The organism is Acinetobacter sp. SwsAc2 (genome assembly GCF_013391465.1).
Lineage (GTDB): Bacteria > Pseudomonadota > Gammaproteobacteria > Pseudomonadales > Moraxellaceae > Acinetobacter > Acinetobacter johnsonii.
The window spans coordinates 16044-40058 of sequence record NZ_JACBEZ010000010.1; the positions used below are offsets into that span (position 1 = coordinate 16044).

The window sequence follows — 24015 nt, forward strand, 5'->3', positions numbered from 1 at the left end:
TATTCCTTTCAACATCTTTAGCTCGGCTAAATTAAATCTCTGCCCAATTGCCTGCATCCAGCACGCTCAACGTGGGTTGTTGTACAACAGGCAACTGTTTCAACGCAATACCATCAATGTGTAAATTGGGGTCTAAATCCAGCAATGGAATCAACACAAAATCACGTTCCATCACACCGACATGTGGCACGGTTAAGCGTTCATGCTGAATTTTCTCTTCTGCATAAATCAGTAAATCTAAATCTAAAGTGCGCTCACCCCAATGGCGTAAACGTAAACGTCCCGACTCTTGCTCAAAACGTTGCAGTTCATCCAGCAAAGCCAACGGCGCCAAGTCTGTACTGAGTTGCACCACGGCATTTAAATAATTGGGTTGATCTTGCGGCCCCATCGGTGGGCTTTGATACAACTTGGAGATCTTCACACCGCCAAGACTAGCCAACTTGTGCACCGCTTCAGTCAAAATCACTTTAGAGTCGCCTAAGTTGCTACCTAGACCAATGTACGTGACGATGCTCATTGTGTCGGTCCAAAAATCACGCTGCTTAAATCACGCTGAACACGTTTACGTTTTAAAATCGGGTGATCTGCGCCAATCTCGGTCGAGCTGTGACCTGTTCCTTTACCAGTCTGGGTACGAGTTTCAGCGTGTTGCTTCGGTTTACGTGCGCGACGGCTGCGCGATTCTTGCTCTTGCACCAAAGGCTCAATTTCATGACTTACCGTTTTAGCAATCGCCGCTTCTTCAGCACTTGCTTTACCACTGCGACGTGATTTTGCACGTTGGCGGTTATATTGGCTGATGGCACGTTCTTTTTCATCGGTGCTCATCAACTGATAGGCATCCCACCATTGTCCCATGCCGAGCGTGCCGTCATCACCGGATTTTTCGCGAAGCAACAAGAAGTCAAAGCCTGCACGGAAACGTGCATGGCTAGATAAGGCTTGAATTTGCTGTGCCTTTGGGTTGAGTAAACGAGTTTGCATTTCCCACACTTCACGAATGAAGGTTTCAGCAAAGCGCGGAATAATAGTCCGCGTGGCTTGGCGTTTTAATACATCAAGTCCCGCTTGTGCACGAGCTTCAGCCGCAACCACACCTTTACCGCTATAAAACTCACAACGCTCTAAGAACGGCTGCCATAACAACACCGCATAAAAAAATGCAGGATTGATGGTTTTGCCCACTTGAATACGCTGATCGGTATTTTTAGCAGCACGTTCAATAAATGGGGTGATATTCGGTTGGATATCTGCAAATAACTGCTTCCAAATGCCGAAGTCAATCAGCATTGGCAACACACGATTTAGATGCCCCATCGTGAACAGCTTCTGAGATTCATCATATAAACGGTGCGGCGATACATCACGCAGCAACTGTGTCATTTCCAAGGTAAAAACGTCGAGAATTTGCTGATCGATTGAGAAACCTAATTTTGCAGCAAAACGTAAAGTCCGCAGCATTCGCACAGGATCTTCTTCAAAACGCGTTTGTGCATCGCCCAGTAGACGTAAGGTTTTATTTTTAATGTCATCCACAGCATGACAGAAATCTAAGACAACGCCCTTACGTGGCTGATAATACATTGCATTAATTGAAAAATCGCGGCGAGCAAAGTCTTGCTCGATTGTGCCCCAATTGTTATCACGCAAAATCATGCCTTGCGCAGAGGTGACTTCTTTCTTCGGCGGTGCACGGAAAGTTGCCACTTCAACCAACTCACGACCTGAATAGACATGAGCCAGCTCAAAACGGCGTCCGATAATACGGCAACGTCGTCCGAAAACTTCTTTTACCTGTGACGGTGTTGCATTGGTCACTGCATCAAAATCTTTGGGATTTAGGCCAAGCATCATGTCGCGAACACCGCCACCGACGATATACGCTTCATAGCCTGCCTTAGTTAATGCATCGATCACATCTAAAATGTAAGAAGGTAATTGAGCGGTTGATAAACCACATTTTGACGCGCGCAAAGTTTGCAAAAGCCGCTGTCTCCTACGCCTAAACGTAAAATTCTAAGATGACGCTAATCATATATCTAACACAATCAAAGGGCAATTTGATTATCGAAAGCAAAGCAGGATTCTGATCAATTCACGAATAAATGATACTGCTTTTTTCACAAGCCTAAACGGGTTTTATTTTTTGCAAAAATTGCCGGTCCAATCCCGCGCACCTGTTGTAACTCATCTATGGTCTTAAATGGCCCTTGTTTCTGGCGATAGGCCACAATTGCCTGTGCCTTTTTTAGACCCACACCCTGAAGTTGCTGTAATTGATCAACACTGGCTTGATTTAAACTAATTTTATTTGTGCTCGACACAGGTTGAGCCTGAACAGGAGACACAGCACGTTTCACGCTTTTAGGAGCTTGAATACGATCATCCCACGCCTGCTGCTCTGCTTTCCAGTTCAGATAGTTCTGATCAAAAGACTGTGCATAACTACTGGGTATCCACGCCAGTAAACTCAGTAATAACAACGCAATGATCAACAAACTTACTTTTATTTTTATCAATTCAAGCCACCATTTTTATTATTTCAGTTGTAATTTGGCTTGCTCCCACAGTTGATCCATTTCTTCTAAGGACATCTGCTCAATCTTTTTTTGTTGTTGCAAAGCTTGATCTTCAATGAAAGCAAAACGAGTACGAAATTTATGAATCGTACTCAAAAGCGACATTTCGCTTGAGACGCCCAGTTTACGTCCAACATTGATCATTGAAAATAAACAATCGCCAAATTCATCTGCTATTTCATCGGAATTTTGCTGTTGAACCGCATCTTTCAGTTCAGCTAATTCTTCTTCAAGCTTGGCATATGCACCTGCTACATCAGGAAAGTCAAAACCGATCCGTGCTGCATTTTTTTGAATCTGTTCCGCTTGTTGTAAGGCTGGGCCATGCTTGATGCTGTCTAATCGTGACTGTGCCTTACCTTGTTTTTCCTGTTGTTTAATTTGCTTCCAAAGCTCGCCTACATCTTCGGCAGACAAAGCTGAAAACTGCTGTGCTTGAAAAACATGGGGATGACGACGAATCAGTTTTTCTGTGATGGCATGGACCACATCTTGAAAATTAAAAGCCCCTTGCTCGGTATACATCTGTGACTGAAACACCACCTGTAGCAGTAAATCACCCAACTCATCACGCACCTCATCAGCTTTACCTGAACGCACGGCTGCTTCAACTTCATAAGCCTCCTCAATGGCATAGCGGGTTAAACTTTCTGGGGTTTGCTGTTGATCCCATGGACACTTTTCACGTAATTCACGCATCACGTTAAGCAATTGTTCCATGTTTATCTCTCTTCAAAAATCAAATTGATAAAAATTACATTATGACGGCATTCATTTGTTATGCTCAATCCAATCACAACAATAACATCAAGAAAAAGAGCAACAAGGAGCAGTTTCAATGCGCAGTATTTTGATTAGCGGTGCAGCCCAAGGTATTGGTGCGGCCATCGCCCGCTTATTTTATGCACATCACTACAAAGTCGGGATTTATGACATCAATAGCGCTCAAGCCGAACAGCTGGCAGCTAGCCTCGGCCCAAATGCCAAAGCAGGACAGCTCGATGTTTCCAACTATCAAGATTGGCAAACTGCTTTAGCCGAGTTTGTCGCATGGGCGGGCGAGCTCAATGTTTTGGTCAATAATGCAGGAATTCTATTCTCAGGGCCTTTTGAACACACAGAGATCAGCGCACATCACAAAACCATCTCGATCAATGTTAATGGTGTACTGAATGGCTGCCATGCTGCATTGCCCTATCTCAAACAAGCGAATTTTGCCCGCATCATCAACCTTTCATCGGCTTCAGCCATCTATGGTCAAGCTGATTTGGTCTCGTACTCTGCCAGTAAGTTTGCAGTACGCGGTATCACCGAAGGCTTAGATACCGAATGGCAGAAATATGGCATTCGCGTATTAGATGTTATGCCGCTATTTGTACAAACTGCCATGGTGCAAGATATGCAAGCGAAGAGTATTCAAAACATGGGGGTACACTTAACTACAGAAGATGTAGCGCAACACGTTTTTCAACGTGCTGTTGCAAAAGATACGGCACTCACTGCAACCCATCAAGCCGTGGGCGCCAAAGCCAAGCTTTTATTTCAACTGAGTAAAATCAGTCCCCAATTTCTCAATCGCCTGACCAATTTGTACCTTTCCAAATAAAAAGAGCCTGCAATTGCAGGCTCTTTTTTTTAATTCGCTTAGTTACCTTGCACCAAACGACGCGCACTAATAATGCCCGGTTGTTGCTCCAATCGTGCCAACAGTTTTGATAGTTGCGATAAACCTTTAACTTCAATCAACAATTTCATATTGGCAATACCGTCTGCTTCAGAGATGGTGTTGACCTGACGAATATTGATTTGATCGGAGAAAATCACTTGGGTCAAATCTTTGAGTAAACCACGGCGATCATAAGCTTCCACCACAATTTGTACACTCTGACCACGCGTTGGCTGCATTTCCCAATCGGCTTCTACTGCACGCTCCGGTTCATTTTGAATCATGCGTAAGTAGTCAGGACATGCCACTTTGTGAATGCTCACCCCACGGTTCAAAGTGATATAACCCGCAATTGACTCACCATGCACAGGCTGACAACACTGCGCCACATGCAGCTCAACGTTATCTAAACCATCAATCAAAATGCCATGCGCTGACAAGGTATGACTAGCACGTGGATTCAACGTTGGCTTCAGCACCAGTTCAGGTTCGTCCTGATCCAAATGCATATGGCGGTTCACCTGATTGATCAAGGCATGCAGACTAATGTCACCATTGACCAGTGCAATCAGAATATCTTCACCCGCTTTAACATTGAAATGATTGCAGTAATCATTCAAATCAATACTTTTTGGGTGAATTGCTAAACGTGAAAGTTCTTTGTTGAGCAGGTCACGACCCACTTCCAAGTTTTTACTGCGGTCTTGTTGTCTAAACCAATGGCGCAGCTTGTCACGCGCACGTGCCGTCTTGATATAACCTAAAGAGTTCACCAACCAATCACGGTTTGGCTCACGGTCTTTCTTGGTTAAAATCTCAACTTGCTCACCCGTTTTTAAGGTATAAGTCAGCGGAACATAGCGCTGATTCACTCGCGCGGCATAACACTTATTACCGACTTGAGTATGCACATGATAAGCAAAGTCGAGTACGGTCGAACCACGTGGGAGCTCTTTAATATCGCCATCACGGCTAAATACATAAATCTTCTCAAAATCCTCAAAATCTTGAATTTGCTCAAAATTTTCAGAGTCTTCATCCGACTTATGTACATTCGCATCGTTGCGCTCTTGATAGTGTTCAAGTACTGCACGCAATGAATGTAAACGATGGTTAAAAGAGCGATCGGTATTCTTACCGCCCTCTTTATAGTTAAAGTGCGAACACACCCCAAGCTCTGCTTCTTCATGCATGCTCTTGGTACGAATCTGAACTTCCAGTGATTTGTTTTCCGCAATCACAGCCGTATGCAGTGAGCGGTAACCATTGGCTTTGGGATTGGTAATATAGTCATCAAACTGATGCGGTATATGCCGCCAAATTTGATGCACAATCCCCAGCGAGTGATAGCACTCAGGTACGGTTTTAACCAAGACTCGAACGGCACGAATGTCATAGAGCTGATCGAAGCTCAGGTTCTTACTTTTCATTTTTCGATAAATCGAATAAATGTGTTTTACCCTGCCGCTAATTTCAGCTTCAATACCATGCTCATTCAAAGATGCACGCAATGTATCAATCACAAACTGAATATATTGCTCACGCTCCAGTCGCTTTTCATTCAGCAGCGTCGCAATTTCTTTATAGCGATCGGGTGCTAAATAGCGAAAGGCTAAATCTTCCAGTTCCCACTTTAACTGCGCAATCCCTAAACGGTGTGCCAGAGGTGAGTAAATGGTTAAGATTTCTCGTGCTACACGCTCTTGACGTTCTTTAGATGAAGTCGCCAATTCACGCAGTGCATAAGTTCGCTCAGCCAATTTGATCAGTACAACGCGCACGTCTTCCGTCACTGAAATCAACATTTTATAAATGCCGTTTAAGTGCTCGCGCTGATTGTTATTAAAGTGATCTTCGAGGCGTTTATTCTGCTCGATGAGATCAGACAACTTACCCATGGCCAAAGTGCCTTTGACCAGTGCATGCACTTGTTCGCCAAAATGCTCTTGTACTTCCGCCAATGGAATCACGCCTTCACGTACACCACGATAGAGCATCGCAGCAGCCAAGGTGTCTTCATCGACATGTAAATGGGCCAGAATATCCGCCATTTCAATACCGGTATAAAAGGTATTGGAACGATGATTAACCGTGGTTTCTAACTCTTTTTGTAAAGTCAAATTGGCAACTTCTTCGAGTTGCTCAAGCTTCGCATCATCTAATATGCTTCGAACACGATCTAACCATTCAGCCAAATCATGTTGAGCTTGTTCGGCATGCTCTACAGTCGCCTCCTGAGACAACTCATTAAGTCGCCCAGGTAGTTGCTCACGTACTGTGACCATACCCTTCTCCTACACTTTTACGCTTCATATTCTTTAATCGTTTATCTCATTATCTTTTTCAAACAATGCTATCGACTCAACGTGACCTGTGTGGGTAAACATGTCCATCACACCGGCTTTGACTAATCGATAACCCTGTTGTACCAACAGCCCCGCATCCCTTGCGAGTGTCGCTGGATTACACGACACGTAAACGATTCTTTTTGCACCAAAGTTAGGCATATAATGCATTATTTCCTCTGCGCCTGCACGTGGAGGATCTATCAATAATGCATCAAATCCTTGATTTGCCCAAGAATGATGCGAGAAATCTTTTGTTAAATCTTGTGAAAAGAACTTCAACTGACGAAGAGCATTACGTTCCGCATTTTCTGCACCACGTTGAACCATTTCTTCACTGCCTTCAACACCAACCACTTGTCCTGTTGCTCCCACGCATCGAGCCAAAGGCAAAGAGAAATTTCCTAGACCACAGAACAAATCGAGAACACGTTCTCCTTGTTTTAAATCTAGCAAGTCACATGCCAATTTCACCATTTGCGGGTTAATGGTTGAGTTTACTTGAGTAAAGTCATGTGGGTTAAATCCAAATGCCACATCAAAATCACTTAAACGATAATGTAAACGCATCTCTGCATGTTCATCATCCATACGCTTTAGACTGTCTGGGCCAGCAGCTTGTAAATACAATTGCCACCCTCTGTCTAACGCAAATTGTTTTAATCGGTTGACATCCTCGGTGTTTAATTTTTCAGTATGTCGCACCGTAAGGGCGATGTCACTATCCCCCATGGCCAATTCTATATGACCAATGGCCGCTTTGGCTGTTAGACTTTGGAGTAACTGCTTCAAGCGTGTGATTGAACCAAACGCTTGATCTAACACCAAACAACGATCAATTGAAGTCAGTTTATTGGTTTGACGCTCTCGAAAACCCACGACCAATTGGTCTTTGTGCGGCAAATAACGCACCCCAATGCGTGCTTTACGGCGGTAGTCTTCACGTAAAGAGCGCAAAGGTGGCAACCATTCTTCAGGTTGAATCCCAGCAAAATGCTGCAAATGTGATTTAAGCACTTCTTGCTTTAAACGAATTTGTTCATCGGGATGAATGTGCTGCATATTACAGCCACCACAGCTTTTAAAATGCGGGCACTTCGGCTCAACCCGAAAAGCAGAGGCTTCACTGAGGAGTTGAACAGCATCGGCTTCCTCTAAACGCTTTACCGCATGGGTAATCTGCGCTTTAACCGTTTCACCCGGCAACGCATAGCTAATAAAGACTTTTTTACCCTGCTTGTCCGCAGGATGGTCTGGATGCGAACCATAGTGCGCAATGCCGCGTCCTTCATGCGAAAGTGACTCAACCTGAAAAATATAACTGGGCTGTTGAGTTGGACGAGGTTTGGCTCTATGTTTCATGTGTACCTAAAGATGGGAAGGAGAAAAATCGGCAGCGGTAAAAGCCGTCTGCTGTGAGGTCTCACGCCACACCGACAAAAAGTCTTGATGCTGCGGTTGGGCCTGTAAAAACTGGATGGTTTGATCAATAAAATGACGGTGGTCTTGAGCGAGCAATTGCCCTTTGAGCAAGAGCCAACGCAAATACACCAACCATGTATTTAGCACATCACCTTCACAATAACTGGTGAGTTTGAGCCATTCCTGCGCCCGAACATATTCAGGTACATGATAAGCCCCATCGCCTCGTTTACCGGGATACCCCAATAAATGAGCAACATCATCTAGCTTTTGGAAATGACGTCCATTAAACATTGCCATCACATCCATCAGATCGATGTGACGCTGATGATAACGGTTCTGATAGTTATTATAGCGCTTTTGTGTGTCAATTTCGCCCTGATCGAACAAAGCAGGTGCAGTTAAACCATGATACATAGCGCGAAGCATGATTACAGGTAAGTCAAACTGAGCGCCATTCCAACTCACTAAAGTTGGTAAGCGCTTATCAAATATGGATAAAAACTTACTGAGGATTTCTGCTTCCGAATATTGCTCACGGCTAAAAGAAAAAAGTTTCATCTGGCCTTGGTCATCCAACCACAAGCCTGAAATACACACAATTTCATGCAAAGCCAAACGCTGAAAATCCATGCCTGATTCTTGGCGACGCAATTTGGTCAGTGCCGCCTCCAAATCAGCCTCAGGCAAATCTAAACCATATAAATGCGCCCCCGATCTCAAATCTGTCATTGTTTCGATATCAAAGGTGAGAACGGGTAAACGCATAGCAGGACTCTCTTTTATTGTTTTATTCAGGATCGACCACAGAGAAAAGACCCGTCGATAAATAACGGTCACCACGGTCACAAATAATGCACGCAATGACAGCACCAGGGTTTTCTTCAGCAATTTTAATCGATGCCCACACCGCACCACCTGAAGAAGTTCCTGCGCTAATCCCTTCTTTTTGCGCCAATTTACGCATGGTTTTTTCCGCTTCAATTTGCGGAATATCAATAATTTGATCAATCCGACTGCGGTCAAAAATCGTTGGTAAATATTCTTCAGGCCAGCGGCGAATCCCTGCGATACTTGAACCATCCGATGGCTGTAAGCCAATAATTTGAATGTCGGGGTTCATCTCTTTGAGATATTTAGAGACCCCCATAATGGTACCTGTAGTGCCCATTGAACTTACAAAGTGAGTGATTTTGCCACCTGTTTGCTGCCAAAGTTCAGGCCCAGTCGTTAAATAATGTGCTTCAACATTATCAGGATTACCAAACTGGTTGAGTACATGCCCTTTGCCTTCTTCTTGCATTTGCAAAGCCAAATCACGTGCACCTTCCATGCCCTGTTCTTTGGTCACTTCAATCAGTTCCGCGCCATAAGCACGCATTGCATCTTTACGTTCTTGGCTCATGTTGTTGGGCATAATCAGTTTCATCTGATAGCCACGCATCGCAGCAACCATCGCCAGTGCAATGCCGGTATTTCCACTGGTCGCTTCAATCAAGGTATCGCCCGGCTGGATTTGCCCTCGCTTTTCCGCTTGCATAATCATGTTATACGCGGGACGGTCTTTGACAGAACCTGCGGGGTTGTTGCCTTCTAACTTTGCCAATACTGTTGCTTGAGTGTGACTAGCCAGACGCTGTAAACGCACCAGTGGAGTTTTTCCAACATAGTGATCTAACAAAAATTCGTCTGCTTGAAAATCAGTGGATGTAGTACTCATTCTTTGCACCTTGATCGAGGTGCGCCTATTGTATGGAAAAATGCCAGTCCCTGCACCCATTTAGCGTGCTTTTTCGCGAAAGTGATTAAAGCACCATCGATTTTTTATAAAGCGTGCTACACTTCAAAGCATAGGGAATAAATCACTTGCACCATGTCAAATATCAATAAAAAGTTATTTAATCGTCTGCACTTAAACCATGCTTATGGACAGCTCATTGCACTTATTTTCGTGCCGATTATGATTTTGGCCTGTGTAGGTGCATTACTGGTTATTACCGAAACTTCAAATGCAGCCAAAGCCCAGCAGCGACAAATGGCGATTGCGATTTTAACGCGCTACCAGCTGGATGCAGAAGCGGCGATCAATTTGGTGAATGCCTCCCCTTGGCAGTATGAAAATGCACGTTATTTGATGCAAAAGATGTTAGATGAAAAACATCTGATTCGTGCCGCAATTATTGATGAAAAAGGCAATAACAAACTCAGCATTGGCTACCAAGACCAAGCGCCGTGGCCTGCGTTGAAAAAAAATACTGATTTTTTTGGCCCGATGAATTTTAAAGGTAATACAGTATATGGTTTGCCCATCAACCAATTTACAGGCACGCCTGCGCAGTTGGTGGTTGAATTAGATAACCAGCCTTTACAAATTGCCCGTTATCGCGTGTTGATTGTGTTGATTGCGACAGGTCTGTTGACACTATTACTACTTTTACTCTGTTTAAATTTCTACTCGCGACGCTGGATTGCGCCGATGTATGAAATTCGCATGCAGCTACAACGTTTAAATGCCGACACCCTCGATCAACACATGCTGATTAACAGTACTGGTGAATTACGCTTACTACAGCGCGATATTGCCAATGTGGTGAAACGCCTGCATTTTAGTTTTTTAGAATTGAAAGAACACACTGAGCAGACGGAAGACGATTTACGTCGAACCCTTGACACTTTAGAAGTACAAAACATTACCTATCGTCAAGCGCGTGACCAAGCCATTTCAGCAAGTCAGTCCAAGTCTGTATTCTTGGCCAATATCAGCCATGAACTGCGCACGCCACTGAACAGTATTGATGGTTTTATTCACCTGTTACTGCGTCAAGACAACCTCAACAATGATCAAAACCTGTATTTACAAACCATCCGTAAATCATCTGCACACTTACTAGCACTGATTAATGATGTTTTAGATTTTTCAAAAATTGATGCCGGTAAACTAGAACTCGATACTGCAACTTTTGATTTAGAAGAAGCAATTTTTGATGTTATGGATATGCTATCTCCTCTTGCTGCACAAAAGCATATCGATATGGCCTTTTACTATGCCGACAATGTGCCAAAGCATGTGGTTGGAGATGCCCTACGCTTCAAACAAATTTTAACCAACCTGATTTCCAATGCCATTAAGTTTACTCCTGATGGCGAGATCATCGTCCGCGCAAGAATGGAACAAGATGATATTGGACAGTGCCTATTGCACTTTAGTGTACAAGACAGCGGCATCGGACTCAGTGGAACCGACCGCAAAAAACTGTTTGAGTCTTTCTCGCAAGGTGATGCTTCAGTCACGCGCCAATTTGGCGGTACAGGTCTAGGCTTAGCGATTTCCAAACAGCTAGTGCATTTGATGCAGGGGCAAATTGGATTTGAGGACAACCAAGAACGCGCGCCCACCGAAAAAGGTTCCACCTTCTGGTTTACAGCCATGTTTATGGTCAATGAAGAAGATGAGTACGTTGAGCATCCTCAGTTTAGCGACATGCAAGTGGTTTCGTATTTGGCACATCCTGCAACGGCCAATATTCTGCGTCATTATCTTGAAGACTATGCTGTGGAGCACATCGAATCGAGTTCAATTTTAGACTTGTTCAGTCACCTCAACAGACTGCCTCAAGATGTGGAAAATACATGGTTAATTGTTGATCACAGTGGCGATACCGAAGCCTTATTAAAAGAAATTCGTCAGCGTTATAGCGGTAACCTTGCGGTTTATGGTTACCAGATGTCACTCGATTTGACTACGCTGAATGAGTATCGCGCACGACCCTTATACCAACCGCTCAGTCGGAGTGCTTTGATTCAATTACTCAGCAATCAACCGCTATTTGAAGAAGATGAAATGGAGTCCTTCAATGGTCAAGGCTTACATATTTTAGCGGTGGATGACCATCTCCCTAACCTGATTGTCCTTGAAGCCCTGCTGGGCGAATTGAATGTCAAGACAACAAAAGCTTTAAGCGGTCAACAAGCCTTAGAGATTTTACAAGAGCGTGCTGAACACGACAGCAAAGCTTTTGATTTGGTATTTATGGATATTCAAATGCCTGTCATGTCGGGGGTCGATACCACACGTGCCATTCGTGCGCTGGAGTCAACCATTGAAAACCATAAACGTTTGCCCATCATTGCCCTCACCGCACATGCATTAGCCGATGAAAAACAAAAACTACTGCAAGTTGGCATGGATGACTATGTCACCAAACCGATTCAAATTGATCAGATTATTCAAATCCTGACCCATTGGACCACTGATCGCTTCAACAAAGGCTCACCCGTTGAAAAAGCCATCGTGATTGAAGCACTCGATCCTAAGGTACTCGACTGGCAGCAAAGCTTACAGTTAGCCGCCAATAAAGAAGACTTAGCAGTCGACTTGCTGCGTATGTTAATGGATAGTTTTGATACTGAGCTGCATGAAATGAAACAGTTGATTGAAATGGAAGATTTCCCACAATTGGAGCATGTGCTACACCGCCTGTATGGTGCAACACGCTATGTCGGTGTACCCAACTTACAAGAAGCAACAGGGACATTTGAACAGTTTGTTTCAACCTTACGTAAAGAACGTCGTAAAGCAGATGAACAATTTGTTCAAGAAACCATCAAGCGTTTCAATGAACTCAAAGTTGTGATTGAACAAGTACAACATGCGGCACAGCAAATTTTAATCAAACATAGCCCATAAAACATTCAAAAGAGCATGACACCTAAGACAAGTTGTGACGTGACTCTTGGTGTCATTTATCCGTACGAGAGCTATGCTATGCTCCGTGCGAGCAAAAAATAAGAGTTCTCATCATGGCTTTACTTCGCATTGAAAACAAAAACGGCATTGCCACTGTTTCACTTAACCGTCCAGATAAACGCAATGCGATGAGTTTCGACTTGTTACGCGAATTGGTTAAAACTGCTGAAAAAATTAAAAAAGACCGCAGCATTCGCTGTGTCATCCTCACTGGTGAAGCGCAAGTCTTTAGTGCAGGCATTGATCTTGCCGATTTGAACAATCCGAAGAATCGCGCCTATGCCGCATGGGAACTGATCAAACCTGGACAAAGCCTCTTTCAAAAAGCTTTCCTAATTTGGCAAGAACTGCCTGTTCCTGTGATTGCCGCGATTGAAGGATTTTGCTTTGGCGCTGGTATGCAACTGGCTTTAGCGGCAGACATTCGTGTCGCACACCCTGCAACCAAAATGTCGATTATGGAAAGCCGTTGGGGACTGGTTCCTGATATGGGACTGACGCGTTCTTTGAAAGGTTTGATCGGACTAGATCTTGCCAAAGAGTTAACGCTTACGGCACGTATTTTCGATGCAACTTATGCCAAAGAAATCGGCTTAGTCACACATCTTGATGAATCACCGCTTGCTAAAGCCCAAGCCATTGCAGAAGAAATGTTACAACGCTCACCAGATGCACTCATGGCCTCAAAATATGTGTTGGATGCCATGCAGCATAAGCCTAAAAAATCCTTACGTTTGGAAAAAATTTGGCAGCTCAAATTACTGTTAGGTAAAAATAGCCAAATCGCACGTAAAAAAGATAAACAACCCGACGCGCAGTATCTACCACGCCAATACAAATAACAGTATTTAAGCACTGACAATCAAAGAGGGTCCCATGAGTTTCGATCGACACACTAAAATTGCATTTCTTGGCATGGGACTCATGGGCAGCCGTATGGCCACCCGCTTACTTCAAGCGGGTTTCGAGGTCGCTGTATGGAACCGCACCCGCAGTGCCTGCGATGCACTCATTGATTTAGGGGCGACAGACTTAACGCTACAGAATATTGCCGACCATCCTGTAATCCTAACCTGTTTAGCGGACGACAAAGCCGCACTCAGCGTTTATGAACAAATCGAACCGTTTTTGACGGCGAAGCAAGTGATTATCGACTTTTCCAGTCTTTCGGTGGAGCAAACCCTGAGCCTTGCAGCACGTGCCGAACAAAAACAGGTGCAATGGATCGACTCACCTGTTTCAGGGGGAACTATCGGTGCGGAACAAGGTACGCTGGTCATCTTTGCTGGTGGCGATGCACAGACGATTCAAGACTTGTCTTTGATTTATAATATCTTGTCGCAACGTGTCACCTGTATGGGCAACACAGGAACAGGACAAGCCACCAAAATTTGTAATCAACTGATTGTGGCAGCCAATAGCACGCTGATTGCAGAAGCGGTTGCTTTAGCATCCAAAGCTGGCGTGGACACTCGCTTACTCGCACCTGCGCTTGCAGGCGGTTTTGCCGATTCGAAACCCTTCCAAATTTTAAGTCCACGTATGGCGACTCATCTGTTTGAGCCCGTACAGTGGAAAGTTCAAACCCTGTCCAAAGACTTGAACAACGCCGTGCAGCTTGCTGCGCAGCACCAACTCGACATTCCTGTTGCAGCGCGAGCACTTCAGCAATTGCAAGTACACCAACAACAAGGCTATGCTGAAGCTGATCTTGCCTCAGTCATATTACAAGTAGAACAACAAGCCAAATAAAATCAGGAGAAAATCATGACCAAACTTGCTGTAAATTTATCCATGATTTTTACCGAAGTACCGTTGCTTGAGCGTTTTGCTTTAGCGCAAGCTGCTGGCTTTAAACATGTGGAAATCCAATTTCCCTATGAACTCAGCATTGAACAAATTCAAACTCAGCTGACGCTTTATGACCTAAGTCTCTGCCTCATTAACGTTCCTGCGGGCGACTTAATGACTGGTGGCAATGGACTCGCGGGTGTCCCCGGCAAAGAGCTAGAGTTTCATCACGCTCTTCAGTTAGCAGTGCAATACGCTAGCGCACTCAAAGTGCCAAATGTGAATATCCTTGCGGGTAAACAACCCCTAGATGCCGACCTACTGCCCTGTTTAAATACCTTGTCCAAAAACCTGAAACTGGCCTGCCATATGTTCAGTGAACATGACATTCAGCCTGTCTTTGAAATGATCAACGGCACCGATATGCCGCGCTTCTTAGTGCAAAATATTGCTCAAGCACAGGAAATGTTAGAAGCAGTACAACATCCTGCACTTAAAATGCAATACGACTGCTATCACATGGCGATGATGGGTGAAGATGTGTTGCAAGGGCTACAAGAAAATATTCAAGCTATTGGTCACATCCAATTTGCAGACTGTCCGGGGCGGCATGAACCAGATACTGCACAAATTATGTATGCAAATATTTTTGAATGGCTACAACACAGCCGTTATGACGGTTTTATTGCGGCGGAATATCGACCAAAAACTGTTTCAACTCAGTCCTTTGCATGGAAGGCAAAATACTTTGCCGCACATCCTCAAAGTTGAGCCATTGCAGATTTGAAATTTTCGCCTAAAAACGCTATATTATAAGATGAGTTATTGTCCGGAAAAATTCCCTTTATGAATTTAGAACCATCGCCCAGCGCTTCTAATTCTCACGATTTCGCAATGAATACCCAAGCTGCCGACGTACAAGCTTGCTTAAAAGTTGTACATGAAGCCCTTGAAGATGTAAAAGCAAAAGATATTTTAGCGATTGATGTCAGCCTAATCAGCAACGTCGCTGATGCAATTGTGATTGCAAGCGGTACATCAACGCGTCACATCAAAGCACTTGCTGATAACGTTGCTGAAGAAGCACGTAAAGCAGGCTTCCGCCCTCTCGGTGTCGAAGGCGAACGTGATGCAGAATGGATCTTGATTGATCTTGGCTTTGTTGTTGTGCACGTGATGTTGCCAACAGCACGTCGTTTCTACGACCTAGAAAGCCTTTGGCGTGCAGCCCCAGAAGAAACTGTAGCCTAATATGAAAAGAGCGACCTGAAGGTCGCTTTTTTTATGTATATTTTTATTTAAATTAAGCGATGCATATCGATCATTGGGTAACGCTCTTTCACTTGGCGCTTCACATGGGCATAGAGTTGATCTGCTTTTGCTGGACCATAAAATTCACAATAATTTTCATAACAGACCGTCAAGACCTGCGCATATTGAGTCATGGGCAAAGCTTCAAGTACTGCTCGATCATCCAAGGCCTGATATGTATCAATCACAATAGATAAAAGGTCTAGCTGCGTTTTCACCTCACGCTCAAACTCCTGCACATCAACGGCTTTGACTGCTTGACAGATATTTTGCATAAAAAACGTCAATGCATCGAGTAACACCACTCCCCCTTGTTCGCTTTTCGATGCTTTTGCAGATGGGTTCAACAACACTTGTTTTTCAACTTGGGCCATCTCGGCCAAGACATTTTTGAGCATGTCTTTTCGAAAGTAACGTAATTCTTCTGTGGTGCAAATTTCACTCAAAAAACGATTCAGGACAAAGGAGGGTTGATCACCATATTTCGCTTCCCAGTGATTCAATACTTGCTCTAAAAGTGTTCCTTGTAAGTACTGACTCAGTCCACGCTCGATCGCTTGGCGTTTTTGTAAAATAGTTAATGTTTCAGTCGACATGAGCTATCCTCTTTCATTAATGACGTTTGGTCATATCATCAGTTTCAAACGTCACATCACGCTGAAACTCGGGATAAGACAGTTCTGCATGTTCGGTATAGTCCAAGCCACGTTGTTCATGTTGTTTACTCACCCGCAAACCACCAAGCACAACGTCTAAAACTTTAAAGACGATCAACGCCACACCAAAACCCCAAGCAAAGGCTGTCAAAATACCCAAGCCTTGTACCGCAATGACCCCCGCATTAAACATTTGGTTTTCAAAAAATAGCCCCGCTGCCAATGTGCCCCATGCCCCACAAAAACCATGCACAGTCACCGCATCGACCACATCATCCAAGCGGAGTTTTTCCATCACCACTGGTAAAATACTGACCAGTACACCTGCAACCGCCCCACTGATGATGGCATACAGTGGACTCATGGTTGCACAACCCGCCGTAATTGCAACCAGCCCACCCAAGGAGGCATTAATGGTGCCGCGCATTAAAATTGCTTTACCACGTATTAGGGTATAAACCATATAGGCAACTGCCGAAGCACACGCCGCCAAATGCGTATTCAAGGCAATCCGCCCAATACTCACATCCGCCTTCACAGTAGAGGCCGCATTAAAACCAAACCATGCCAGCCATAGAACAAAACCGCCTAGCGCCACCAACGGTAAATTATGTCCTGCCAAATAATGGACCTGTCCATTGCGCCCAAACCGCCCTAAACGAGGCCCCAACACAATAATTCCGGCTAAAGCCACCCATCCACCAATCGAATGCACCACCGTTGAACCTGCAAAGTCAATGAAACCCATGGCTTTTAGCCAACCCTCGCCATCAAATAAGCTCCCCCAAGCCCATGCACCAAAAATCGGGTAGATCAAACCACTGACCACCGCAGCACTCACGATATACGCCACAAAGTGAATCCGCTCAGCCATCGCCCCACTGGCAATCGTCGTGGCGGTAGCCGCAAACATCATTTGAAAGAACAAGAGGTTCCAGTGCCAGTCATCCAGAACATTGGGGGCAAAATGCGAAGTTCCTATCCAACCACTCGAATTGACACCAAACATCAAACCAAAGCCAATCAACCAAAACACCAAGCCCCCTAAACACGCATCCATATAGTTTTTCATGAGTACATTAATGGTGTTTTTAGAGCGCACCGAACCACTTTCAATCAGGGCAAAACCTGCTTGCATGAAAAACACCAAGATGCCACCGAGCACCACCCAGACACTGTCAAGCGAGAGACGAATTTCTTGAATATTTTGAGCCTGTGTTGGCAGGGGTTCTGCAGCAAAACTGGGTAAAGTAATACAGCACACAAAGAAGAGTAAGTATTTTATTTTTTTCATGAATAATCCCCAAAAGATTATTCATCTCAATTGCAAAATCAATGCCAGTGTTTCAACACCTTACAGATATTTAATCATGATCCATGCCCACCAATATAAATGGACAATTCAAACAAGGCGAAAAAGCGATACACCATAAAAGGGCCAAAGCACATTTATCAGCTGATTGATAAAACATAGCTTTTAGTTTTTATAGTACTCATCCACAGCATAATAGTGGACCTTCTCTACCCATCGACCACGATTCAGCGTTCGCTCCGTCACTTTAACCTTTCCCTCTTGAACTGTTGCATCTTCAATAAATTCTTTGACTAAACTCAAACCGTGTTTAGGAATTACAATATATTCCGAACGGATGTGATAACAACATCCACTTTTATTGAAGGTTAAGATTCTTTTCTGTTTTTGATCGACCTCAAACATGCCCAAATTTTCATGAGTTAAGGCCGATAACTCCTGACTCAGCACAAATTTATTTTTAGTCCGATGAAAGACATAAACATCGTAAGTTGGCCCGCCATAAGCACCATAATTACCATTACGGATGGCGACATCCTCACTGCCGTCAAAATTAAAGTCGGCAAAAATCACGGCACTTTGCTCACCATAAAGCTGCACCACATTGACAGACGGTTTATCAGTTTCGTCCAGATCCATCGTCAATTCAGCCGAGGAAAACCGCTGAAAGCGCTGTGTTGTCCCTTTTAGGTAAAGATCAATATTGGCTTGTCCATCGCAGCTCCTGTCCGTACAGTTCGTCGTCATTTTTACATCATAGCGTTTCGATGCATTTTTTATTTCGAAGACTTGAGCCTGAGTAGTTTGACTCAAAACAAACACACCAAATATCAGCAGTACATGAAACCAGATCTGATTTATGTTCATATTGTTTTCTTATTGAAAAGCTAAACATCATCTTAGCAAAAGCTGCAAACATAAAAAAACCACCCGAAGGTGGTCTTTATACACTCTAGGAGGAGAATTAGTGTCCACCACCATTGATTGCTTTGGTCATATCTTCAACCACTTTCTTCGCATCACCGAAGATCATCATGGTTTTTTCGTTATAGAACAAGTCGTTGTCTAGACCTGCATAACCTGTCGCCATAGAACGTTTGATGACCATAATGGTACGTGCTTTATGTGCTTCAAGAATTGGCATACCATAGATTGGAGATGTTGGATCGTCTTTCGCCGCAGGGTTGACTACGTCATTCGCACCAATCACAAGCACCACATCTGTTGCAGGGAAGTCAGAGTTAATCTCATCCATCTCTAAGATGTCTTCATAAGCCACGTCAGCTTCAGCCAAAAGTACGTTCATATGACCCGGCATACGACCAGCAACAGGGTGAATGGCGAAGCGCACTTTTACACCTTGTTCTTTCAAGATTTCACACAGTTCTTTCACCGCATTTTGTGCACGGCCTTGTGCCATACCATAACCCGGTACGATCACAACACTATCTGCATTTGACATCAAGAAGCCTGCGTCATCTGCTGAACCAGAACGATGGTTTCGCTGTGCTTGTTCGCCTTTGTCTGCAGAAGCTACCGCAGTTCCACCCATTGCACCACCAAACAAAACGTTGATGATTGAACGGTTCATGGCTTTACACATGATGTAAGACAGAATCGCACCTGAAGAACCCACCAGTGAACCCGCAACGATCAACATGTTGTTTTCAAGTGTGAAACCAATACCTGCTGCTGCCCAACCAGAGAATGAGTTCAATAGCGATACCACCACCGGCATATCACCACCACCGACTGGTGCAATCCACACCCAACCGAATGCAAGTGCCAGTGCAGTCATGGCCCAGAATGCATTCATATTGCCTGTTGTGAAGAAGTACACACCACATGCCAGCATTGCAAGGAAAATCAGCGCTTGTACAGGCTTAACCCATGCACCAGAAATGGTTTTTGCCCATTTTTTTGCAGCCAATTTACCATAAGCAAATACAGACGCTGTAAAGGTAATCGCACCGACAAAACAGCCCACGAACAATTCAAATAAATGAACCTTGCTCATGTGTGCATGTTGCACACCCGCAGCAGTTAATGCCGCTTCATTTTGTGCAAATAAGGCAGTCAGTTGGTTGTTATGTAGAATTGCCGCGATTGCAATTAAAACAGCAGCCAAGCCCACCAAAGAGTGCATCAATGCGACCGTTTCAGGCATCTGCGTCATAGGTACAGTACGTGCGCGGGCAATACCCACAATCGCACCCAGCACCATCGCACCGCCAATCATCCAAATCACAGGATGATCTGCCACAAAGAAGGTGGTCACTACAGCAATCGCCATTGCGATCATGCCGTAGCGGTTACCTTGAATCGCTGTCTTCGGGCCAGACAAACCACGTAAAGTTAAGATAAAGAGGACAGCACCAATCAGGTAGAACCAATCCGCATAGTCTCGAATGAATTCCATATATTAGCCCTCTTTTTTCTTTTGCTTTGGCTTGAACATTTCAAGCATACGCGCTGTTACTGCGAAGCCACCGAAAATATTGATACTTGCTAAGAACACCGCAATTGCACCTAAGATGCTCACCACATTCACACTTTGGAATGCAACATTCGCATCAACACCAATTGCAGGAATCCCCACCGTTTGAATCATTGCGCCCACCACGATGATCGATGACAACGCATTGGTTACTGCCATAAGCGGTGTATGTAGTGCAGGCGTAACGCCCCACACGACGTAGTAGCCTACAAAGATGGCAAGGACGAAAATTGTAATTGTTTCAACCATGATCTATCTCCTTAACCACGCTTCAGCAGTACTTGACCGCCATGAGTTACTAGAAGGGCTTTTTGAATTTCTTCTTCAGGATTGATGGCAAAGTTTTTCTCTGCATCAAATAAAGTATCTAAGAAGTTCAAGACATTTCGTGCATACAAAGCAGAAGCTTCAGTTGAAACTGTAGACGGAATGTTTGGAATACCTAAAATGGTTACGCCGTTGTCAGTCACAACATTTTCACCATTTTTAGAGCCTTCAACGTTACCGCCTGTTTCAACCGCCATATCAAGGATGATTGAACCTGGTTTCATTTTGGCAACCGTTTCAGCTTTAATTAAGCGAGGTGCATCACGACCAGGTAAAAGTGCAGTGGTAATCACGATGTCTGCATTTGAAACAGCTTTATCTACAATGATGGCTTGATCGCGGATATAGTCTTCACCTGGCATCCAGCCATAACCGTTTTTAGCAGCGGCAGCAGCTTTTTGCTTTTCTTCATCAGACATAGGAACGTCTAACCATTTGCCACCCAAAGATTCCACCTGATCTTTCGCAGTCGGACGTAAATCCGTTGCTTCAACCACAGCACCCAAACGTTTTGCTGTCGCAATCGCTTGTAGACCAGCAACACCGACCCCCATGATCACGACACGTGCAGGTTTTACAGTACCCGCAGCCGTCATCAACATTGGGAACATGCGCTGGTACTCTGCCGCAGCAAGAAGCACTGACTTGTAACCCGACAAGTTAGCTTGTGAAGATAATACGTCCATGTTCTGCGCACGAGATAAAGTTCGTGGTAGTAGCTCCAAAGCAAATGCAGACACTTGTTGTGATGCAAATTGATCAAGCTCCGTATTACGGTACGGGTCAAACATGGCAATAACCGATGTATTTGGCGCAAGCTTTTGAATTTCAGCACCCTGAGGGGCACGTACTTTCAAAATCATTTGGCTACCGGTATAGGCATCATCTGTCAGCTTAGCACCGACTTGCTCATAAGCACTGTCGATATAAGCAGCTTTCACACCTGCTCTACGTTCAATCACTACACTATGACCAGCACTGATCAACTTTTTTACCGTTTCTGGCGTTGCGGCTACACGATTTTCACCGACGACAGTTTCGGCTGGAATTCCGATCTGCATGAGCGTCCCTCAAGCTAGTTTTTCTTAAAGTAAACATCACCGATTAGGCAATGTTTTCTCACAGGATGTTCTTATGAATTTTTGGATTCTAATGAAACTTTTTTAAAATACCACCCACTATTTATTTAATAAATACCCATATACTGAACTGGTGATTCATAAAAAATATTGGGTGATATCTCGTTTATTTACTTTGAATCCGCTTAAAAATTGATTTATTTCTCTTCAAATTCTGAGCTAGAGATCTTTTCACACTAAAATCTGTACTTTTTTTGCACAAAACCAAGTCCTTTAATTCCGCAGTATTGATCTTTTTGACCAATCCAAGAATATGAACCACCACGTTTAGATTAACCCGAATCCGTCATTCATCGAGCTTTACCATCTGTCGTCACGCAGACTTTGCAGACATTGACTTAAATGACAGTTTTGCCCCATTTGCAAAAGCTTCGAATTGGCCTGTCCCTATTTTTCATCGATCAAAAATGCCAATGCTCAAAATTTAGCTCAACTAAAACGCGTATTTGGAATGGATCATCTAAAAATACAAGGAGGGGTTGATCGCGTTTAACTAGATCTGAAACGAGAAATAACCAACAAAAATGTTTTTTTCATATTTTATCGGATGATAATGGCACGCATTGACATACTAACCCCAAGCAAAAATGCACCATAATTGAGCAAAAATACCTTAAATAGATGAATATTTCAGTAATTGGTCCCAAATCTTTGATGTGTAAGATGAGTAAAAATGATCGAATGCAACAATTTCATACAAAATAGACAGGCATGTTCAGAATTTTTTAAAGATTTTTATTATTTTTTGACAGGAAATTCGAAACATCATCATTTTTTGATTGTATTAGATGAAAACGTCGGCCTGAGAACAGGTCATACTATTTGCTGTGTCTTCATCTTCGACTTATTTTTTTATGCAGCCTTTTCTCGCTTGTTTTAGGCTTTTGAATCAGCTTCGTATACAATTTCTGAAACGATGCATCTATTTAGCTCAAAGCACGATGTAAACGTCATTCTAAAAAATACTCCCTCATCAAAGGCTCATTATGAATACTTCTTTCGACATCAGTCGAGACAAATCTCTGCTCTGGCTGATGGCAATTGTCTGCGGCTTATGTGCAGGGGCAAACTATTATTGCCAGCCTTTGATTTCCTCTATTCAGCAAAGCTTTCAAGCACCAGAAGAACAAGTAGCTTTGACCGTGACCTTTGCTCAAGTCTCCTATGCTTTGGGTTTACTGTTCATTGTGCCCTTAGGCGACATGTTGAACAAAGCCAAACTGATTCCATTCCTGATGTTTGGCGCATCTGCTGGGCTGTTTATCTGTGCGACATCCACCAACTTATCGATGCTCTGGCTAGGCACCATTATTACAGGACTCTTTTCAGTTGCAGCACAAGTGCTGATTCCTCTGGCTACGATGGCAGTCAAACCTGAAAAAACGGGAGAAGTGGTCGGTTTCCTCATGAGTGGCTTACTGGTCGGAATTTTACTATCGACCAGTGTGGCGGGATTACTCTCAGATTTATGGCACTGGAAAATGATTTATGTGCTGAGTGGCATCGCCATGTTTGCTTTGGCCCTTCTGATGAAAGGAAAACTCCCCCAACTACCAAAACTTAAAATCACCTATTTCGACATTTTTAAGTCCATGGGGAGTCTGCTGCAACAAGAGCCTCGTTTGGTGTTTCGCTCAATCACGGGTGGATTTGCTTTTGCTGCCATGAGTATGCTGTTTTCAACCATTGCCCTACTTTTAACCTCTGAGACATTTCAACTTTCGGATGTTTTAGTCGGCGTGGTAACTTTAGTCGGCGTATTTGGTGCACTCTCCACTCAGTGGATTGGTAAATGGGCCGATCGCGGTTATACCCTGCTTTTGACTTGGGTCGGCTGCGGGACGTTAGCCCTCAGTTGGGTGTTCCTATATTTAGGCGGGAGTTCACTCATCAGCTACATCATCGGTTATGCACTGATTAACTTAGGGCTTGCAACCACACACAGTTGTAACCAAAACGTGATTTTCCGTTTACGCCCCGATGCGAAGTCTCGGGTGAACTCCATCTATATGACCTTATATTTTATTGGTGGTGCGTGTGGCTCGGCACTAGGTGTCTATGCATGGCATCACGGCGGTTGGAGCAGTACGTGTTTAGTCGGTATTACACTGGTGATGATGGCAGGTGTCTTTGCTCTGCTGGATACCCTATATAGCAAAAGACATGGTATTGCTTAACCCTCAAAAAAGACAGTTTACTGAGTAAACTGTCTTTTTATTT

General features: G+C 44.0%; 21 protein-coding genes. 7 read left to right on the forward strand and 14 right to left on the reverse strand.

Translation table 11 applies throughout. The annotated features are described in order from the left end of the window. Window positions 1-31: 31 nt before the first annotated feature. From folK to mazG, 4 genes are all read right to left on the reverse strand, one after another. Window positions 32-520: a 2-amino-4-hydroxy-6-hydroxymethyldihydropteridine diphosphokinase gene (gene folK, locus HYI04_RS06310; protein ID WP_159153641.1), complete on the reverse strand. Its 489-nt coding sequence runs from the start codon at window positions 518-520 to the stop codon at window positions 32-34. Then, on the reverse strand, window positions 517-1986 hold the full coding sequence (gene pcnB, locus HYI04_RS06315) for a polynucleotide adenylyltransferase PcnB (protein ID WP_159153640.1): 1470 nt from the start codon (window positions 1984-1986) through the stop codon (window positions 517-519). The genes folK and pcnB overlap by 4 nt, the downstream gene beginning before the upstream one ends. 137 nt (window positions 1987-2123) lie before the next feature. Continuing rightward, complete coding sequence (locus HYI04_RS06320) at window positions 2124-2522, reverse strand: ComEA family DNA-binding protein (RefSeq protein WP_159153639.1); 399 nt, start codon at window positions 2520-2522, stop codon at window positions 2124-2126. Window positions 2523-2540: 18 nt separating this feature from the next. Next, window positions 2541-3302, reverse strand: coding sequence for a nucleoside triphosphate pyrophosphohydrolase (gene mazG, locus HYI04_RS06325; protein WP_159153638.1), 762 nt, complete (start codon window positions 3300-3302; stop codon window positions 2541-2543). A gap of 118 nt (window positions 3303-3420) precedes the next feature. On the opposite strand from mazG, the gene HYI04_RS06330 reads away from it, so the two are divergent. Then, window positions 3421-4188, forward strand: coding sequence for an SDR family oxidoreductase (locus tag HYI04_RS06330; RefSeq protein ID WP_159153637.1), 768 nt, complete (start codon window positions 3421-3423; stop codon window positions 4186-4188). Window positions 4189-4226: 38 nt separating this feature from the next. On the opposite strand, the gene HYI04_RS06335 is transcribed toward HYI04_RS06330, so the two are convergent. The 4 genes from HYI04_RS06335 to cysM are packed head-to-tail and all read right to left on the reverse strand — an operon-like array spanning window position 4227 to window position 9735. Continuing rightward, window positions 4227-6533, reverse strand: coding sequence for a bifunctional (p)ppGpp synthetase/guanosine-3',5'-bis(diphosphate) 3'-pyrophosphohydrolase (locus HYI04_RS06335; RefSeq protein ID WP_004979149.1), 2307 nt, complete (start codon window positions 6531-6533; stop codon window positions 4227-4229). Between the two features lie 33 nt (window positions 6534-6566). After that, window positions 6567-7955 (reverse strand): 23S rRNA (uracil(1939)-C(5))-methyltransferase RlmD, encoded by a 1389-nt coding sequence (gene rlmD / locus HYI04_RS06340; RefSeq protein ID WP_159153636.1) that lies wholly within the window; start codon window positions 7953-7955, stop codon window positions 6567-6569. A gap of 6 nt (window positions 7956-7961) precedes the next feature. Next, on the reverse strand, window positions 7962-8783 hold the full coding sequence (locus HYI04_RS06345) for a 3'-5' exonuclease (protein ID WP_004692313.1): 822 nt from the start codon (window positions 8781-8783) through the stop codon (window positions 7962-7964). 22 nt (window positions 8784-8805) lie between these two features. Then, complete coding sequence (gene cysM / locus HYI04_RS06350) at window positions 8806-9735, reverse strand: cysteine synthase CysM (RefSeq protein ID WP_005400763.1); 930 nt, start codon at window positions 9733-9735, stop codon at window positions 8806-8808. A 153-nt stretch (window positions 9736-9888) separates the two neighbouring features. Between cysM and HYI04_RS06355 the strand changes: the two genes are divergently transcribed. The 5 genes from HYI04_RS06355 (at window position 9889) to rsfS (ending at window position 15804) form a co-directional block, all read left to right on the forward strand. After that, window positions 9889-12702, forward strand: a complete 2814-nt coding sequence (locus HYI04_RS06355) for an ATP-binding protein (RefSeq protein ID WP_010325926.1) — start codon at window positions 9889-9891, stop codon at window positions 12700-12702. A gap of 113 nt (window positions 12703-12815) precedes the next feature. Beyond that, window positions 12816-13604 (forward strand): crotonase/enoyl-CoA hydratase family protein, encoded by a 789-nt coding sequence (locus HYI04_RS06360; protein ID WP_010325925.1) that lies wholly within the window; start codon window positions 12816-12818, stop codon window positions 13602-13604. Window positions 13605-13638: 34 nt separating this feature from the next. Further along, the gene (locus tag HYI04_RS06365; RefSeq protein ID WP_159153635.1) at window positions 13639-14514 is read left to right on the forward strand and encodes an NAD(P)-dependent oxidoreductase; all 876 of its coding nucleotides are present in this window, start codon (window positions 13639-13641) and stop codon (window positions 14512-14514) included. A gap of 15 nt (window positions 14515-14529) precedes the next feature. Further along, window positions 14530-15324: a hydroxypyruvate isomerase family protein gene (locus HYI04_RS06370; protein ID WP_159153634.1), complete on the forward strand. Its 795-nt coding sequence runs from the start codon at window positions 14530-14532 to the stop codon at window positions 15322-15324. A gap of 75 nt (window positions 15325-15399) precedes the next feature. Continuing rightward, window positions 15400-15804, forward strand: coding sequence for a ribosome silencing factor (gene rsfS, locus HYI04_RS06375; RefSeq protein ID WP_004692321.1), 405 nt, complete (start codon window positions 15400-15402; stop codon window positions 15802-15804). A gap of 47 nt (window positions 15805-15851) precedes the next feature. Here rsfS and HYI04_RS06380 read toward each other — a convergent pair whose 3' ends face one another. From HYI04_RS06380 to HYI04_RS06405, 6 genes are all read right to left on the reverse strand, one after another. Continuing rightward, window positions 15852-16460, reverse strand: a complete 609-nt coding sequence (locus tag HYI04_RS06380) for a hypothetical protein (protein ID WP_159153633.1) — start codon at window positions 16458-16460, stop codon at window positions 15852-15854. A gap of 16 nt (window positions 16461-16476) precedes the next feature. Continuing rightward, complete coding sequence (locus HYI04_RS06385) at window positions 16477-17814, reverse strand: ammonium transporter (RefSeq protein WP_159153632.1); 1338 nt, start codon at window positions 17812-17814, stop codon at window positions 16477-16479. Window positions 17815-17997: 183 nt separating this feature from the next. Further along, the gene (locus HYI04_RS06390; RefSeq protein WP_159153631.1) at window positions 17998-18699 is read right to left on the reverse strand and encodes an FG-GAP repeat protein; all 702 of its coding nucleotides are present in this window, start codon (window positions 18697-18699) and stop codon (window positions 17998-18000) included. Between the two features lie 97 nt (window positions 18700-18796). After that, window positions 18797-20251 (reverse strand): NAD(P)(+) transhydrogenase (Re/Si-specific) subunit beta, encoded by a 1455-nt coding sequence (locus HYI04_RS06395; RefSeq protein WP_004692329.1) that lies wholly within the window; start codon window positions 20249-20251, stop codon window positions 18797-18799. 3 nt (window positions 20252-20254) lie between these two features. Then, window positions 20255-20578 (reverse strand): proton-translocating transhydrogenase family protein, encoded by a 324-nt coding sequence (locus HYI04_RS06400; RefSeq protein WP_004692331.1) that lies wholly within the window; start codon window positions 20576-20578, stop codon window positions 20255-20257. 11 nt (window positions 20579-20589) lie between these two features. Then, entirely contained in the window at window positions 20590-21717 is a 1128-nt protein-coding gene (locus HYI04_RS06405) for an NAD(P) transhydrogenase subunit alpha (RefSeq protein ID WP_159153630.1), read from the reverse strand. Window positions 21718-22781: 1064 nt separating this feature from the next. Here HYI04_RS06405 and HYI04_RS06410 point away from each other — a divergent pair. After that, the gene (locus HYI04_RS06410) at window positions 22782-23972 is read left to right on the forward strand and encodes an MFS transporter (RefSeq protein WP_159153629.1); all 1191 of its coding nucleotides are present in this window, start codon (window positions 22782-22784) and stop codon (window positions 23970-23972) included. The last annotated feature ends 43 nt before the right edge of the window (window positions 23973-24015 follow it).